Source organism: Photobacterium sp. DA100, assembly GCF_029223585.1.
Lineage (GTDB): Bacteria > Pseudomonadota > Gammaproteobacteria > Enterobacterales > Vibrionaceae > Photobacterium.
This window is the reverse complement of sequence record NZ_CP119424.1, coordinates 1,704,668-1,721,483: the sequence shown is the minus strand read 5'-3', so window position 1 is coordinate 1,721,483 and position 16,816 is coordinate 1,704,668. Positions and strand designations below refer to the sequence as shown.

The 16,816-nt window shown below is 50.5% G+C and carries 12 protein-coding genes; 7 read left to right on the top strand and 5 right to left on the bottom strand.

What is annotated here, in order from left to right:
• Positions 1-299 precede the first annotated feature (299 nt).
• The 3 genes from PTW35_RS25385 to PTW35_RS25375 form a co-directional block, all read right to left on the bottom strand.
• Positions 300-1,271 carry a LysR substrate-binding domain-containing protein gene (locus tag PTW35_RS25385; RefSeq protein ID WP_044621592.1) on the bottom strand — a complete coding sequence of 324 codons (972 nt, stop codon included), beginning with the start codon at positions 1,269-1,271 and terminating at the stop codon, positions 300-302.
• Between the two features lie 994 nt (positions 1,272-2,265).
• Positions 2,266-5,154, bottom strand: a complete 2,889-nt coding sequence (locus PTW35_RS25380; RefSeq protein WP_281027997.1) for an AMP-binding protein — start codon at positions 5,152-5,154, stop codon at positions 2,266-2,268.
• A gap of 166 nt (positions 5,155-5,320) precedes the next feature.
• Positions 5,321-6,220, bottom strand: coding sequence for an SDR family oxidoreductase (locus PTW35_RS25375; protein WP_281027996.1), 900 nt, complete (start codon positions 6,218-6,220; stop codon positions 5,321-5,323).
• A 128-nt stretch (positions 6,221-6,348) separates the two neighbouring features.
• Between PTW35_RS25375 and PTW35_RS25370 the strand changes: the two genes are divergently transcribed.
• The 5 genes from PTW35_RS25370 to PTW35_RS25350 all read left to right on the top strand — a co-directional run bounded on the left by PTW35_RS25370 (position 6,349) and on the right by PTW35_RS25350 (position 11,871).
• Entirely contained in the window at positions 6,349-7,245 is an 897-nt protein-coding gene (locus PTW35_RS25370; protein ID WP_281027995.1) for a LysR family transcriptional regulator, read from the top strand.
• A 203-nt stretch (positions 7,246-7,448) separates the two neighbouring features.
• Entirely contained in the window at positions 7,449-8,873 is a 1,425-nt protein-coding gene (locus PTW35_RS25365) for a hypothetical protein (protein ID WP_082060515.1), read from the top strand.
• A gap of 57 nt (positions 8,874-8,930) precedes the next feature.
• Complete coding sequence (locus tag PTW35_RS25360) at positions 8,931-9,494, top strand: hypothetical protein (RefSeq protein WP_044621588.1); 564 nt, start codon at positions 8,931-8,933, stop codon at positions 9,492-9,494.
• A gap of 169 nt (positions 9,495-9,663) precedes the next feature.
• Complete coding sequence (locus PTW35_RS25355) at positions 9,664-11,244, top strand: tetrathionate reductase family octaheme c-type cytochrome (protein WP_044621587.1); 1,581 nt, start codon at positions 9,664-9,666, stop codon at positions 11,242-11,244.
• Positions 11,245-11,247: 3 nt separating this feature from the next.
• Positions 11,248-11,871 carry a cytochrome b/b6 domain-containing protein gene (locus PTW35_RS25350; RefSeq protein ID WP_044621586.1) on the top strand — a complete coding sequence of 208 codons (624 nt, stop codon included), beginning with the start codon at positions 11,248-11,250 and terminating at the stop codon, positions 11,869-11,871.
• A gap of 107 nt (positions 11,872-11,978) precedes the next feature.
• On the opposite strand, the gene PTW35_RS25345 is transcribed toward PTW35_RS25350, so the two are convergent.
• Positions 11,979-12,479, bottom strand: coding sequence for a cytochrome P460 family protein (locus PTW35_RS25345; protein ID WP_044621585.1), 501 nt, complete (start codon positions 12,477-12,479; stop codon positions 11,979-11,981).
• 320 nt (positions 12,480-12,799) lie between these two features.
• On the opposite strand from PTW35_RS25345, the gene PTW35_RS25340 reads away from it, so the two are divergent.
• Complete coding sequence (locus tag PTW35_RS25340) at positions 12,800-13,639, top strand: AraC family transcriptional regulator (RefSeq protein WP_281027994.1); 840 nt, start codon at positions 12,800-12,802, stop codon at positions 13,637-13,639.
• Between the two features lie 48 nt (positions 13,640-13,687).
• Complete coding sequence (locus PTW35_RS25335; RefSeq protein ID WP_281027993.1) at positions 13,688-14,323, top strand: LysE family transporter; 636 nt, start codon at positions 13,688-13,690, stop codon at positions 14,321-14,323.
• Between the two features lie 205 nt (positions 14,324-14,528).
• On the opposite strand, the gene katG is transcribed toward PTW35_RS25335, so the two are convergent.
• A complete protein-coding gene (gene katG / locus PTW35_RS25330) occupies positions 14,529-16,739 on the bottom strand; it encodes a catalase/peroxidase HPI (protein ID WP_281027992.1) in 2,211 nt (736 codons plus the stop codon).
• Positions 16,740-16,816 lie beyond the last annotated feature (77 nt).

Sequence of the window (16,816 nt, the reverse complement as noted above, 5' to 3'; positions counted from 1 at the left end):
TTTTAGTTCACAAAGCGAGTGATAAACATTACAACTCTGCATTGACCTCTTCTATATCGATTCATAATTTCATATTTATTGTGTTTCTGAACGAGATATAGAATAGGTGGAAATAAGGAAAAAAATATTGAAGGTGGTTAAATAAAGAACAGATGTTAAATTGTTTTGTGAAATAGCAACAGATAATTAGAAAAGTTTAAATACTCTATTGGAACTGTTTAGTGATAAATATTAAAAATTCACCTTTCAATAGTTAGGTATATCGAAAGATGAATTTATTAATAGTCTTAATGGCAATATTAATATTCCGGTAACTCAAATTGTTCGGAAATCTTGAGAATCTCATTATCAGAGCAATGGGCGATATCTTCCATCACCTCGCGGGTGAGGTGTGGGCAGAACAGCTCGATGAAATCCAACATGTATTTTTGCAAGAACAGGTTACGACTGTAGCACAGCCAGGCATCACACGCCGGGATAATATCATTGAGCGGGATGCTGACCAGATTCTCGTCCACCACGTCTTGGGCGGCCACTTGGGCAATGATACCGATACCGTAGCCGAGGTTGACGTATTTTTTGATAACCTCGACATCCATTACCGTCATGAAGTAATACGGGGTGATGCCTTTTGCACTGAAGGCTTTGTCCTGTGCCGAACGCCCGGTTGAACCTGGCTCGTAGCTAATCAGAGGGTAGGCGCCAATCTTCTCGATGGAGATATCACGGTCTTTGGCCAAGGGGTGATCTTTGGGCACGATCAGGCTCAGGTTCCACTTGTAGGCCGGTAGCACGATGATGTCTTTTTCCCTTTCGACATTTTGCGCGAGGATCGAGAAGTCTGATTGGCCACGCTTTAGGATATGGCCATATTTGTCGAGCTGCGATGTACCGATATGGAATTTGATTTTCGGATAGCGTTTGACGAAGCGCTCTACCGCTTCAGGGATCAGGTAGCGTGCAATGGTATTGGTGGTGTAGATGTTCAAAAAGCCTTCTTCGGGCTTGATGTGATCACGGACAATCGTCTTGATACGGCTTTCTTTTTCCAGCATGTCGATGGCTTCATCGATGATCTGCTTGCCGATGGGGGTGACTGCGCTGATGGACTTGCCCTTGCGCTCAAAGATTTTAACCCCCAACTCAGACTCTAGCAGTCTGATTTGCTTGCTGACCCCCGGCTGGGTAGTGAACAGGGAATTGGCAGCAACCGAGATATTCAGGTTGTTGTCTATCACCGCCTTAAGGTAACGCAGTTGCTGTAGTTTCATTGCACACTCATTATTTTCACAATATTTTCATACCCTTGATTGTGCCTCAAGAAACCTGCTTTTCATATAACAAGTGGTAATAATATATTCCAATACCTTTGAGTCATAGTGTGGGTGTTTATGGGTATGACTTTGTCCGTTAATGTGTTTACGCGGGATTTCCAGTGCCTTCAAGCTTGGCTGGCACTTGGAAATCCCGTTTGGTGGCAAAGTGAAAGGCGAGTTTATAGCTTGCCGGGTAAAGCAGAGCGGGCGGCATAGAAGGAGTTCGCTGCCACCTTCATCTTGAGCTCACCGTCAGTGAGCATGGAAATATCTGCCTTGCACTGCCATCTCTACTAGATAGAGACTAACTACGCGAGATCACCCAAGTTGCCTGGCAGTCATTACAACAGACTTCGGCATCGCTGATACTTTTGTTAATGATCTGGGTGTTTTCTGAGTCGCATTCAGGACAATGGGTTCGGGTTGGCGGGCAATTAATATCAACACAATGATTCTGGTTGTCTTTAGTCTTAACCATTGGTTGTTTACAATCTGGGCACAACATGAATAACACTCCTTATATCTTTCGCTGACTTCATGTCAGCGTTGCTGTTATACGCTTTTATTTATCCCCAAAGCTGTGGCACAAAATTTGTCCCAACGTGGCGGAAATAAAAGACATGCACTGTAATAACACCGTTGTGGTGGTGTGACCAGCTTGTCGGCTTAATTGTTGGTGGTTTGTTGATCGGAATCATGAATAGGCAAAAACAGTGAATAATTTTGCGAACTATTTTTCAAGTTTGTAATTGAGATGCGATATATCTGTCACCATACTGTCTTTTCTCTGCCACTCTAGTGTCAAAGCTTTGAATTATTTTGCTTTCCTCTGAGGCAACGGTGAAATATGTTGCCACCACTACGAGTCTTAGTGGCATTCTTCATCGTTGGGGCTGATTGGTGCGGTCGCAAGAGAGCGCCCGAGGCTGGGCGCTCTTCTCCTTTCAGGTCATTTCGTTGTTTCCCTGGCCAAATCAGGCTCCCCACTGTTTTCCAATATGACTTTCCTGGCCGAATTGCGCAGCGCCAACGTGGCTTGCCAATCGTCCCCTTCAGGTTGGATCAGGGGGCTGATAATCACCTCTATTTCCCCCTTGCGGGGAAAGAGCGAGCGATCCCGCAAAATGGAGCGGGTGCCTTTGAGGGTAATGGGCAGTACGGGGAACTGCTGATCGATAGCGATTTGAAATGCGCCGAGATGGAAATCATGCAGGCCGGCCATGCGATATAAGGTGCCCTCGGGAAAAAGCGTCAGCGGCCTGGGGCTATCGGCAAAGCTGGTCAGTTGCTGGCTGTCGGAAATGCTTTGTTGGGTATCGAAACGTTCAACAAAATGGGTACCTAATTTGCCGAGGAAAGTATGGGCAAAAAAGTTGTCTTTGAGCTCGGACTTGGCGACAAACTGGTGTTCTTTGCCGGTTGCAGCCAGTAGTACTAGGCCATCTAAGTAACTGGCATGGTTGGCGATAACCAGATACGGCCTGTCATCGTCGGGGAGATGCTCAAGGCCGTTGATGGTGAGCTTGGTGCCGGTAAGCTTGATCAACGCCCGTGAGCCCCAGCGGGCAACCGACCAACAGGCTGAGGTTGAAGGCAAAATAGCAACCAGAATCCAAACGGGGGGGGCCAACAGGGCCATGACCAGCCACATATAGCAGGCGAACCCCCAGTCTGTTGCCAGGCGCCTGAATCGTATCAATGCCGGCTTGGCGCTGGACAAGAATAAGCGGGTCGCTTGCCACCATACGGCGCGCTGGGGAGCATCGAGTTTGTTTTCCTCAAACAGCGTTTTGCATGCCGAACGGCGGATTTTCCCGCTGGATGTTTTGGGTACGGTATGCGGGGGGCAGAGTGCAACGACATCGGTGGGGATCCCGAGCAGGTTGAAAGACAGACTCTGTATCTCATCGCGTAATTTATGCTTTTCCTGCTCATCCTCGAGTTTGGTTTCGGCCAGCACAACCAACTGTTCAGTGCCTGTTTGCGGGTTAGCGCTGGCAAAGACGGCGACGCAGCCTTTGCGAATGCCGTTCAGCTGGCTAACGGCCGATTCAAGCTCCTGTGGATAAATGTTACGGCCCGCCTTGATGATGATGTCCTTGACCCGCCCGGTGAGGAACAGTTCGCCTTCCATGGTCAGGCCGCGATCACCGGTTCTCAGCCAGTCGTCGTGGTAGAGCTCGGTGGTTTTGTCTGGGGAGTGATAATAGCCCGATGTTGATGAGGGGCCTTTAAATTCCAATTCGCCTTCCTGGCGCTCGGGCAATTCCCTTCCCTGGCTATCGACGATGCGGATCTGGTGGCCGGGTAAGGGGTGGCCCAGCCCGATCAGGGGAATGCTGTGTTCGAGCCGCGCGTTGATATTGTCTTGTTGCCCAGACTCAATGGGATCTGTTTCGATATTGACGGCTTTTCCGGAGTTCATCATGGTTTGCCGGTCGACCCATTCCACCCGGGGTTGGCGGGTACTTAGGGGGAAGGTCAATCCAACAGAGGATTCTGCCAGCCCATACACGGGGTTCATGGCTTCCGGGGCGAAACCATATTGTTGAAAGCGGCTGCTGAAAGCATCGATTGTTGTCGGACTGATGGGCTCGGCACCGTTCCAGCAATGCCTTACCGAAGAGAGATCGAGCCCTTCTAGATCGGCATCGGTGATTTTGTTGACACATAACTCATAGGCAAAGTTGGGGGCGGCGGTTAAGGTGCCCCGGTGGTGGTGAAGCGCCCACAGCCAGCGTTTGGGCTGGGTCAGGAAGTTAAGCGGCGACATAATAACCAAAGGGATAGCATGGTAAAGGCTACCAAACCAGGCTCCAATCAGCCCCATATCGTGGTAGACCGGCAACCAACTGACAAAGACATCGTCGGAAGTGGCGCCGACGGCTTTGCCCATGGCCCGGACATTGGCAAGCAAGTTGGCATGGGTAAGTTTTACCCCTTTGGGCACGCCGGTACTGCCAGATGTATATTGCAGGAAGGCTATCTCGTCGGGCTGGGCATGGCCTATCGGCTGGTGCTCGGAAGAGCGGGGCTCTACGCTGAGGGATTCGATCTCTTCTGTCGTGACAATATGCTCCAATGCCGGCACATGAAGTTTGAGCAGGGTCGATAGTCCTTTGGCTTGTTCAACGGTGATAAGCAATTTGGTCTCGGCATTTTGCAGTATCTTGCTGTGTCTGACCAAGTGGTCTTCAATTTGCGATGGTCTTGCTGGTGGGTAAATCGGCACCGGGATAGCCCGCGATAATAAAATGCCGTAGAAACAATAGAAATAGGCATTGCAGGTAGGCAGCATGATGGCCACCGTATCTCCGGGACCGATGCCGAGACTTTGCAACCGGTCGGCGATGACTATTGCTTGCTGGTAGAGGGTCCGGTAACTAATGGACTCGACATTGTCGGCATCTTGATACACATACAGGTGGGGGCGATCGCCATGCTGCTCGACGTGCCAGTGCAACAATTCTTGCAATGTTTCAACGTGATCGGGATAGATAGAGGCAGAAGGCAACTCAATTTTATCCGCCGAGGCCTTGATAGCCGCTGGGTGTTGCTCGGCATTGAAGATGGCATTGAGTAAGTCGCGCGGTGTTTCGATTTCGGCCAGTGTCTGTGTCGGTAGCGTGATGGTAAATTGCTGCTCGGTGCGTTGGATCAGCTCAGCACGGGCGAGGCTGTCGAGGCCGAGATCTTGGTCGAGCAGGCTATCAAGGGTGATGGTACTGCTATCGACATTGCCGGGATTGACTTCCTCTGCCAGCTCGGTAACCAGCTTGAGTAATGAATGGGCAGCCTGTTTGGGATCGGAATAGGGTGGTTTGGTTGGGTTTTCCATGGGCTACCCCTTTTGTTGTTATGATGGATAAAGTGTAGCCAAAATCAGCATTATTGCTGTTAAATGTATGAAAAGTGTGGGTATGTGCACATTAGGTCTCGATGCCCCTGCTTAACGGCAAAGCCCACCGGTTCTGTCTCGGTGGGCTGGGCGAATACTCAATGAATTATGCGTTCTTCGCAATTTGGCTCAGCATGTTCCTGTTGGCTTCGAGCCAATGAGAAAAGCTCTGTGGCTGGCGGCCTGTCAGCATCTCGAACTCTTGGCTGGTACCATCGGAAAATGCGCCGCGGGCATGCTGGTCCATTGTTGTGACCATGGCGACAATACCTTCTGGCAAGCCAAACGATGCCAGCTGTGCTTCCAGCTCTTCATCAGACTGGTGGATCACCTGAATATCGAGCCCCAGAGCGTGATTGATCTTTGCCGCCATTTCGTCGGTGGTCAGAGACTCAGGGCCGTTGAGGGTGAACGTTTGTTTGCCCTCCAGTGCCTTCACAACCGAAGCGGCAGCGGCGTAGGCAAGATCAAGGCGGCTGAGTTGTGCGGACTTGCCTTCTTTGGCTGCGGTCAGCCAGGCTTGGGTTTGCAAGGTACTGGCGAAGAACTCGGCCAGGTTTTCGAAATACCAGTTGTTGCGCAGTATCGTCCAGTTGCTGATTTGGCTATCAGCAATCGCTTTTTCTGTTGCTTCATGCTCAAAGGCGAAGACGACCGGGGAGGTGTCAGCCGCTGGCATTGAGGTGTAGCTCAGGTGCTTGATGCCGACACGTTCTGCCGCAACCACGGCATTGCGGTGAAGTTCGCTACGTTGGCCGATTGCATCAATGCTGATCAGTAGCATGTTGTCTGCGCCGGTAAAGGCGGCTTCCAACGATGCTGGATCTGCGAAGTCAGCCTTGCGCACATCGACCCCCATTTCTGCCAGTCCGGCGAGGCTGGCTACCTCGCGCGATGTCGCAATTAGCTGGCTAGCCGGAATATTGAAATCATTCAAAAGGTATTCAATCACTTGTTTGCCGAGTTTGCCTGATGCGCCTGTGATAAGTAGTTTGCGGTCTGACATGGTGTTTCTCCTGATAGTATCTTCTTGGGCGTGTATTGCCGTTGGTTGTCACTATATCGTTTACTCTTTGATTGATAATCAGGGCAAAGGTAAACTTACTGTTTATCTATATTAAACAGTGGGGCGTAATGAATATCTCGCTAGACGATATGATGGTGTTTGCGGCGGTTGTCGAGCAGCAATCATTTACCAAAGCCGCAGACATTCTCGGCCTTGGCAAGGCGCGGGTCTCTCAGGTGGTGTCCAGACTGGAGTCAAACCTGAATACACGGTTGCTCCATCGGACAACCCGGTCCCTGTCGCTGACCGAAGCGGGCACGCTGTATTATCAAAAATGCAGAGAAATACAGGAGATAGCCTATTGGGCCAATGCCGAGGTCCAGCTCGACAACTCCGAGCCAAGCGGTTTGATACGGATTTCGACTCCAGTCGGCAGTCATGAGCTGGTTCGGTTACTGAGCGAGTTTTTGCAGCAATACCCGAAGATCAGCTTGGATATTATTGAAAGCGATGGCTATCAGGATCTCACGGAAGAGCGCTGCGATATCGCTATCCGGGCCTCTTCTGCCTTGGCGGACTCTAGCTTGTATGCGGTCAAGATAGGCGAGTTTACCGACATGCTGTGCGCGTCGAAGCGCTACCTCGAGCGCTTTGCGCCCGTGACAGGCATTGGCGATCTTGCCGGCATGAAGTGGTTAAGCCATGCCATTGTCCATGGCCGCAAGCATTTGGTCTTGCGCAACGGCCAAGGGCAGACGACCGTGCTCAATAAAGAACCCGCGCTGTCGGTACGCACTACTTCGATGCTCAGGGATTTTGTGCTGACCGGGGAAGGGTTCGCGGTGATGCCAAGCTTTGTGATTGAAAATGAGCTGAAATCAGGGCAAATCATCAGAATACTACCCGAGTTGCATGGTGTTACAGTGTCGCTTTATGCGGTCTATCAACACAAAACGTTAATGCCGCGCAAAGTCAGGGCGCTTATCGATTTTTTCAAACTACACCCCTTATCGTCGCCGTTATAAAGTGACCTAGTTCGCCATCGGACTTGCTTATCGAAATTGGCTGTTTTGTGATTGTCCTCAAGTCTATGCGCCTTGCTGTGGTCTAGTTTTTAAGCAATCGTTGTCTACTTTATAAGTCAGGCGCGAGGTAAGTATTGTCCTCGCCGCCTCATTGACATCTCGCATTAGAAGGGTCTCGATAACATACTCAGAGGGACAAACACATGATTGTTATATTTGTGCATGGATGGAGCGTTACGGATACCAATACCTATGGCCTCTTACCAGAAGCTATTGCGAAGCAAGCGAGCAACTATGGGCTTGATGTTGATATAAAACATGTTTGGCTGGGACGGTACATCAGTTTTGATGATACGGTGAATATGACCGATATCATACGTGCATTCGATCAGGCCCTACATGACTTGATCCCGGCTGGTGACGACATTGCTGCGTTTTCCTGTATTACTCATTCGACAGGCGGGCCTGTCGTGCGCGAATGGCTCGATCGCTACTATGGCAGTGACAATCTGGACCAGAGCCCGCTGCGCCATCTGATCATGTTGGCACCGGCTAACCATGGCTCACCACTGGCAGCACTCGGCAAGCAGAGAGTGGGTAGAATAAAAGCCTGGTTTGATGGTATCGAGCCGGGGCAGTTGATACTCGACTGGTTATCTTTGGGTAGCCAGCAGCAAATCGATTTGTCCCGCGCCTATCTTCACTACAAGCCTGTAGAGAGTGGCTTTTACCCTTTTGTTTTGACAGGGCAGTCCATTGATAAGAAGTTCTACGACTTTGTGAATAGTTATCTGGCTGAGTCAGGCTCCGACGGGGTGGTAAGGGTTGCTGGGGCCAATATGAACTTCAGTATGGTGAGGTTTGTTGAATCCGGAGCTGCAGATACGGTCGCCCATATGTCAGATGAACTCAATGTTAGTTTACTGAAACTGGTTGAGGGGGTGATGCGTCCAGAAACCGTCCCGCTGGGGGTGATCCCAAATGCCAGCCACTCGGGTAAGCAAAAGGGGATCATGCGCAGTGTCGTAAGCGCAACGTCGACAAAACCACAACTCGCTGAAATCCTGAAGTGTCTGCAAGTGGATTCTGAGGCCGACTATCAGATATGCCAGCAGGCGCTAGCGACACTGACTCAACAAACACAACAGCGCAGTCATCGGTATATGAATTTGGTTTTTATCGTTAATGATGACCAAGGTGAGCCTGTGACTGATTACGATCTGGTTTTGTTGGGCGGCCAAGACCGCGATCCGAACAAACTGTCCAAAGGCTTTTTCGTCGACCGCCAGAAAAATGCGGCCAGCCCCAACCATCTGGTCTACTACATAGACTACGACGTGATAAGCAAGAGCCAGCTTACGGGCTTTAGGGTTATTGCCAGGCCAAACCAAGGTTTCACTTATTATCACGCTGTCGAGTACCGTGTTGAAACTGCTGATATAGATGCGTTCTTAAAGCCAAATGAGACGGTATATCTTGAGGTGGTGCTTCACCGTCGTGTTGACCAAGCGGTTTTCCTTTTTGACGAGGCGAGTGCGCCGCAAATGCACAAGGAAGGTAAGCTTTTCAAAACGGAAACACGGCATGACTTCAAAGGGCAGAAACCGATGAATAAGCCGGTTAAGTGAACCGGTGTCGCTAGGTTTTATCAACTAAAACAGACTTAAGACAAATAGGCTTTAAGTATGAAAAGGATTTTGAATGTTGCGCTGTTTGTTATTGTTCAGGGCTGTGCCAGCGATCCGGTAACAACGACCCAAGAGGCAGCGCAATTGTGTGTCGGGAGTACCGTGATCGGTGCTGATCTGAGTGACAAATTCGAACTGGTACAAGATCCGGCATTGCTATCCCAGGCTCTCGGTGAAGCACTTGCGGGTAAGTTATGTCAGGGAGCGGTTTATCAAAGTACTCAGGAAGTGACGATTTATCGGGCCTGGAATAGTACCAACCCCCATAGCCAGTTTGGTCAATGGTGGTCATTTACCCGTCCTTCTGGTCAGGTATCGGAATATAGGAAAGACTATGAAATTTGCTATCAATGGTCGCCGCTCGACAAGCTGGCAGAATGCACGTTGAAGCCCGGAACAAAGGTTGTGGTTGGTAATGGCCAGAGCGCCAGGTGTTCGGAATATTTGAGCTATCCAGTTTCTGAGAAGCAGCAGGTCTATATTACCGATGCGTCTGATTCGGCAATGGATTGTCAGAGCTATGACGGCGTAATCAGTTGGGAGCATGACGTAGCCCAATAGATTAAGTCACGCAGTGGCAGTGGCCAAACAAAGAATGTGATCTAACCCATAAGCTGTATGTTTTTCGACCGTTTTTTTTGACATAGAACAAATCAGCTTGGGATTCATTTGGCATTCTCGCATTAGCGATCACTTAATTAAGTAACCGCTAATGTAAGGAGGCGCTAAAATGGCTAGGAAACCATTCTCGATACGGTGTCGGGCTGTTATTGGCTCGGCTATTTTGCTTCTGCCTCTCTGGGTAGCTGCCTCGACTGCCGACCACAGCGCGTTCGAACAACTTTACGGGCCCTTCGAACGTGCTGAGCAAGTCACCAAAGCCTGCCTCGATTGCCATACTGAAGCCGGCGAACAGTTACAGCAATCTACACACTGGACGTGGCAACATGGTCAGGAGAGTACCGGCACTGTTTATGGTAAGACAGAAGTGATCAATAACTTCTGTATATCGACAGCCTCCAACGAACCGAGGTGCACCAGTTGCCATGCCGGCTATGGCTGGAAGGATGATAGCTTTGACTTCACCAAGCAGGAGAGCATCGACTGTCTTGTCTGTCATGAGCAGTCTGGGCAGTATCGCAAATTTCCCACCGATGCCGGTCATCCTAACTACGTAGCGAAGGAGTGGCCCAAAGGCTCAGGCAAGATGTTGCCTGCGGTTGACTTAGCGATGGCCGCCCAAAGTGTCGCTACCCCGGAAATCGAAAACTGCGGCGCTTGCCACTTTTTCGGCGGGGGCGGTGACTCGGTCAAACATGGCGATATGGACTCAACCCTTTTTAGCGCCTCACCAGAGCTGGATGTTCACTTATCCGAACAGGGCGCTAACCTGAAATGCCAGGACTGCCATACCACCAGCAATCACCAAACCATGGGCTCGCGCTACGCCATGCAGGCGAAAGATACCTCCGGTATCGATATTCCCGGCCACAGCGATTTCAGCCGGGCAAGCTGCGAGTCTTGTCATGGCATGGAGCCGCATAAAGGCTCTCGCAATGCCATTCGCCTCAACCAGCATGTCGATAACATCGCTTGTCAAACCTGCCATATCCCCGAGTTTGCCCGTGAGAAAGCCACCAAAACGGTTTGGGACTGGTCCAGCGCGGGTGACAAAAGCCGACCTGTCACCAAGGACCAATGGGGCAACGTGACCTACACCCCGAAAAAAGGCGACTTTGTGTGGGAAATGAATGTGGTGCCCGAGTATGTATGCTTCAACGGCGAGATGGACTATACCGTTGTCGGTGAAAAAATCACGGCCAATGAGCAAGGCATTATTGCATTAACCACCCCGCAGGGGCGCTGTGGCGATGACGATTCGCGGATCTGGCCGTTCAAGGTAATGAGAGGTAAACAACCCTACGATAGCGAAAACCAAATTATGGTTACGCCATATCTCTTTGGTAAAGACAAAGCCGCATACTGGAAGAGCTATGACTGGGACGCATCAGCACAAGCAGGTATGAAGGCCAGTGGAGAAGTGTTCAGTGGCAAGCTTGAGTTTATCAATACTGAATACCACTTCCCGATTACCCATATGGTTGCCCCTGCTGAAAAAGCGCTGGAGTGCCAGGCATGCCATAGCCAGGATGGCCGGCTGTTCAAACTGGCGGGCTTCTATCTTCCCGGTCAGTCCGATCCGTTCAAGGGCAGCCATTACCTCTGGTGGCTGGTGGCGTTGACGCTCGGAGCCGTGTGTATTCACGCTATTTTGCGAGTGATCGTTCCCAACAGACAAGACAAGGAGTGAGTTATGCGTCAGATGATTTATAAACGTTTTGAGCGCTTCTGGCATTGGTCACAAAGCTTGTTGATGCTCGCTATGCTGATCACGGGTTTCGAAATCCACGGCACTTTTAGCTGGCTTGGGTTCGAACAGGCCTTGCAGTGGCATGAGGTTGGGGCCGTGGCCTTGATCATTCTTTGGGTGTTTGCCATTTTCTGGCATTTCACCACGGGGGAGTGGAAGCAATATATTCCGACCACCGAGCAGCTAGTGGCGGTGATCCGTTACTACAGTAAGGATATCTTCTTTGGCAAGCCTCACCCCTATAAAGCGACACCGGATCGCAAGCACAACCCCTTACAGCGATTTTCCTACCTGGGGTTCAAACTGCTGTTGGCCCCTGTAATTTGGCTAACCGGCTTAATGTTGCTGGCCTATCCATTCGGCCTGCAGGTGCTCTCTCTGCCAACGCTGTCGGCCCTGCACCTGCTGTCGGCTTTTCTTATCCTGATCTTTTTTATCGTGCATGTGTACATGACCACCACAGGCGCTACGCCGTTGAGCCACATGAAAACCATGATCACCGGTTACGAAGAGCAGCAAGACCAAGCAGGGGAGGAGATAGCCCAACCAGCGAAAAAGACGGTTTAATCGTTTGATAAGCCTAGGTTTTCAGTGCCCATAATTTATGAATCCACCACGGCTGGCACGTTTTCCCCCAACGCGTGCCAGCTAACTCAGAGACGCCCATGCCTTGGTTATTTGATCTCCGGGAAGAATGCCGGTTCTGTAAATACCCAGTTGCGATCTTTGACCGGGGTATGACAGGCGATACAGGCTTGCGGCCCTTCATTAAAGGGAGTTTGTGACTGACCAAGCCAACGCCCCCAACCCCAACCGTATGTCTCCGCATATTTCTTCGAGTCTCTGAACATAAATTCGGCATGGACAAACTCCCCCGGAGCCGTAGCCGCTGGCCAGTGCTCCAGCGTCGTACTTTTCCAAACCACTTTTCCTAATATCGCCCCGTCCGGCCAGGGATTGGTCTTTCCCTCTCGCGCTGCGGCGACCGCAATAGGATTGCCGAGGATTGCTCGGACTGTATTGTTATCGGTACGATGGGAAACCGCTATTGTTGCCCACTCCTGCCATCCGACAGGATATGCAATACTGTTTGACGGCTCTGGTGTATCCGCATGGGCAACAGCGGGCAGAACAATCATCGCGAGTGAGGCAAGAAATGAATCTCTGAGCGTCATACTTTTCTCTCTTTATGCTTGTTTGAGCGATAGCCAGTGTCACGGGAGCGGTTCCCGCATATATTGGCGGCTTTTTCAAAAATATAGCCTGCTGGGCAAAATACAACGTGCCGATTGGGTGGCTCTATACCTAAGGCCCCTAATCTAAGCTGATCCTTGGTGTAAACCATTTTGCAATGTCGGCCATATTTCGGTGCACTTTTGCCGCTATGCGTATCTCGCTCGAATAAAAGCCTGCTCCTAAGAACTAAAGTTTGACTTACTTTTGGTAATCTGGAAGCCTTTTTAGGCTCAGAGCTTACGACATGGAGTTTATTGCAATGACACGTACCGCACGGCACATTCGTCAGAGTTATTGGACGAGTAAGCACACGCCATACTTAACGATTCGTTCGACACGTGACAGTACACAAAGTTATAAAAGTCACTATCACTCCGAGTTGTCCATTGGAATAATGGAATCAGGGGTAACATGCTTGTCTTTGCCAGAGAAACATATTGCCCTCAACAAAGGTGATATCGTCCTTATTGAGCCGAACATGGTTCACTCTTGCAATCCCGTTAATGGTAAGCCCCGCAGTTATCACATGCTGTATATAGATAACGATTGGTGTTGTGAGGTGCTATCAATGCTCTTCGGCCATGAGGTCACAATGTTCACAATTGACCAAAGCTCATTGCAAGACACATTAAGTACTACCGGCCTAGGGGAAATTATTTCGGCATTGTTGGTGGAAGAATCGTCCGAGCTTATTTCAAAAGTAGAATATGCTCTGTTCGACATATTAAGTCTATGTTGCTCTCCGAGAAATGAACTGGTGGAAGGGGATAAATTGGCTGTTAGGGTTAAAAATCTCCTTTTACGAGATATTGCCTGTTCGCCACCGCTTGAAACTCTTGCTCTCGAACTAGGACATACTAAAGAAACAGTAATTCGGCAGTTCAAAAGCCACTTTGGTATCACACCAAAGTCATTTCTAAATAACCACCGCGTTGAGAAAGCTAAGATTTTATTGCGAGGGGGGATGCCGATTGTTGATGTTGCGATTGAAGTTGGTTTCTCAGATCAAAGTCAGCTACATCGGGCTTTCGTTAACTACACTGCCTCTACACCAAGGCAGTACCAAAAGATAAAGTCAATTTTCGACAATATTTCTTAAAGGGGAAAATTCATAGTCGGCAGATGCGTTTACTATGGAGATCCTAATATGTCGCTCTCAACACTTTTCCCCGTAGCCTTTCCTGCCTTGGCTTTAGCACATTTTGTTGCACTGTTGAGTCCAGGACAAGACTTTTTCTTGATTGTTGCTCACTCCATTCGACACAAATTAAAAGGCAGCCGTTTTATTTGTCTTGGAGTCGCATTAGGCAATGCAATCTATATCGGCGTGGCCATCTTCGGTTGGACAAGTATAAGAGATAACAAAGTGGTTTTTTCGTCAGTAGAGATACTGGGAGCACTTTATCTCTTGTGGCTGGGAACAGCCTTACTGAGGAGTACAAGACGTGATGCACAATTACATGCCGATCATCAGAAAATACCATCTGCTATAAAGCAACTGATGTTGGGTTTTAATTCTGCACTGCTCAATCCCAAGAATGCCTTGTTCTATATGAGCCTGATGACCGTTATTCTCGGTAATGATGTCACATTAACTCAACAGGTATCATGTGGGGTATGGATGTTTCTCGCTGTCCTGCTCTGGGATTTATTTATTGCATCAGTAATAGGCCTGCCTCGTGTACAGGAGCGCCTCAGTAGTTATATTCATGTTGTGGAAAAAGCGGCTGGAATAGTTTTGATGTTCTTTGGCGTTACCTTGTTTTTTGGCTATTTACGTTAGAGTTGTCCAATTACGTTTTATCGCCTCACTAAAACCAGTCTCGCTTAAACCAGCCTACCTCCCACTTTGTTTCTCGAGAATTGAAGGGGGGCAGATGCTACAACAAAACAGGCCCAGCTTCGGCCTAGCGGGTGCTGGCGGGGAACGAAACTGGGCCCGAGGGTTGTGTTACTTTAGCAACTTAACGCTTGGTATTTACAGCCTGCTATTTCAGATCGAAGCGGTCGGCTTCCATCACTTTTACCCAAGCCTTGACGAAGTCGGTGACGAACTTTTCCTTGGCGTCATCCTGGCCATAGACCTCGGCAATGGCACGAAGCTGTGAATTCGAACCGAAGATCAGGTCTACCCGGGTGGCGGTCCATTTCACTTTGCCTGTCTGGCGGTCGCGGCCCTCGAAGGTCTCAGCCTCGGACGAGGTCGGTACCCATTGGGTGCTCATATCAAGCAGGTTGACGAAAAAGTCGTTGCTTAGTGTTCCCGGCTTGTCGGTGAACACACCATGCTGGCTGTTGCCAAAGTTGGCATTCAGGGCGCGCATCCCACCGACCAGTACCGTCATTTCCGGAGCGGTCAGGGTCAGAAGTTGCGCTTTATCTACCAGCATTTCTTCGGCCGATACCGAGTAGCTTTGCTTGAGGTAGTTGCGGAAGCCATCGGCGACCGGCTCCAGTACGCTGAACGAGTCGGCATCGGTCTGTTCATCGGTGGCATCTGTACGACCTGGGTTGAACGGCACGGTAATGTTGACGCCTGCATTCTTGGCGGCTTGCTCGATGGCCGCGCTACCGGCCAATACAATTAAATCGGCAAGGGAAACCGCCTTGTTGCTGGTTTGGCGGCTATTGAAGTCGTTTTGGATACCTTCAAACACACTTAGCACTTTGTGCAGTTGCTGAGGCTGGTTAACCTGCCAGCTGTTTTGTGGCACCAAGCGGATCCGTGCGCCGTTGGCGCCGCCGCGGTTGTCGGAGCCGCGGAACGTCGAGGCCGATGACCAAGCGGTGTAAACCAGTTCCGAAATATCTAGCCCAGAGTCGAGGATCGCTGCTTTTAGTTCGGCAATATCGCTGGTATCGATGAGCTGATGGTCAACGGCTGGCACAGGATCTTGCCAGATCAAATCCTCGGCAGGGACTTCAGGGCCAAGATAGCGGGATTTCGGCCCCATATCGCGGTGGGTCAGTTTGAACCAAGCGCGGGCGAAGGCATCGGCAAACTCATCAGGGTTGTTATTGAAACGTTCGGAAATTTTGCGGTATTCAGGGTCTTCGCGCAGTGACATGTCCGCGGTGGTCATCATGATGCCCACTTTTTTGGTCGGATCTTCCGCGTCCGGCGCATGGTTTTGCGGTGCCAAATTCTTTGCGGCCCACTGCCACGCGCCGGCAGGGCTTTTCACCAGCTCCCACTCGTAGCCAAGCAGCATGTCGAAGTAGCTGTTGTCCCACTGGGTTGGGGTTGGCGTCCATGAGCCTTCAAGGCCACTGGTAATGCTGTCGCTCCCCTTGCCGCTCTGGTAGCTGCTGATCCAGCCAAGGCCCATTTCCTCGATCGCGGCCGCTTCTGGCTCGGGGCCAACATGGGCGGCATCACCGGCGCCATGGCATTTGCCGAAGGTGTGGCCACCGGCAGTCAGTGCCACGGTTTCGTAGTCATCCATCGCCATGCGAGCAAAGGTTTCGCGTACATCTCTTCCCGAAGCCAGCGGATCCGGGTTACCGTCTGGCCCTTCAGGGTTGACGTAAATCAGGCCCATCTGCACCGCGGCCAATGGATTCTCCAGGTCTCGCTCGCCACTGTAGCGCTTATTATCAAGCCACTCTTTCTCGGCCCCCCAGTAGATATCTTCCTCTGGCTCCCAGATATCTTCGCGGCCACCGCCGAAACCAAAGGTTTTCAGTCCCATGGATTCAAGGGCAACGTTACCGGCAAGGATGTAGAGATCGGCCCAAGAGAGGTTGTTGCCGTATTTTTGCTTGATCGGCCACAGCAAGCGGCGTGCTTTATCGAGGTTACCGTTATCTGGCCAACTGTTGAGCGGGGCAAAGCGTTGGTTACCGGTCGAGGCGCCACCGCGGCCGTCGCCAGTGCGGTAGGTGCCGGCGGCATGCCAGGCCATACGGATCATCAGTGGGCCGTAGTGGCCGTAGTCGGCAGGCCACCAGTCTTGCGAGGTGGTCAGAATGTCTTCGATATCGTTTTTAACGGCACTGAGATCAAGCTGGTTGAAGGCATCCTTGTAGCTGAAGTCTTCACCCATCGGGTTGGTTTTTTTGTCGTTCTGGTGAAGGATGCGCAGGTTTAGTTGGTTCGGCCACCAGTCACGGTTCTTGGTGCCATTTCCCCCTTGGTGGGTTTGGCTGCCGTGCATGAATGGGCATTTGCCCGCGGTGCTTTTTTGACCATTACTCATAGTGAACTCCTTGTCTGCCAACAAATAGCGCGGCAGTCTTGATGTGTTTGGTAAATTCAGTATGAATATAGCGGGTT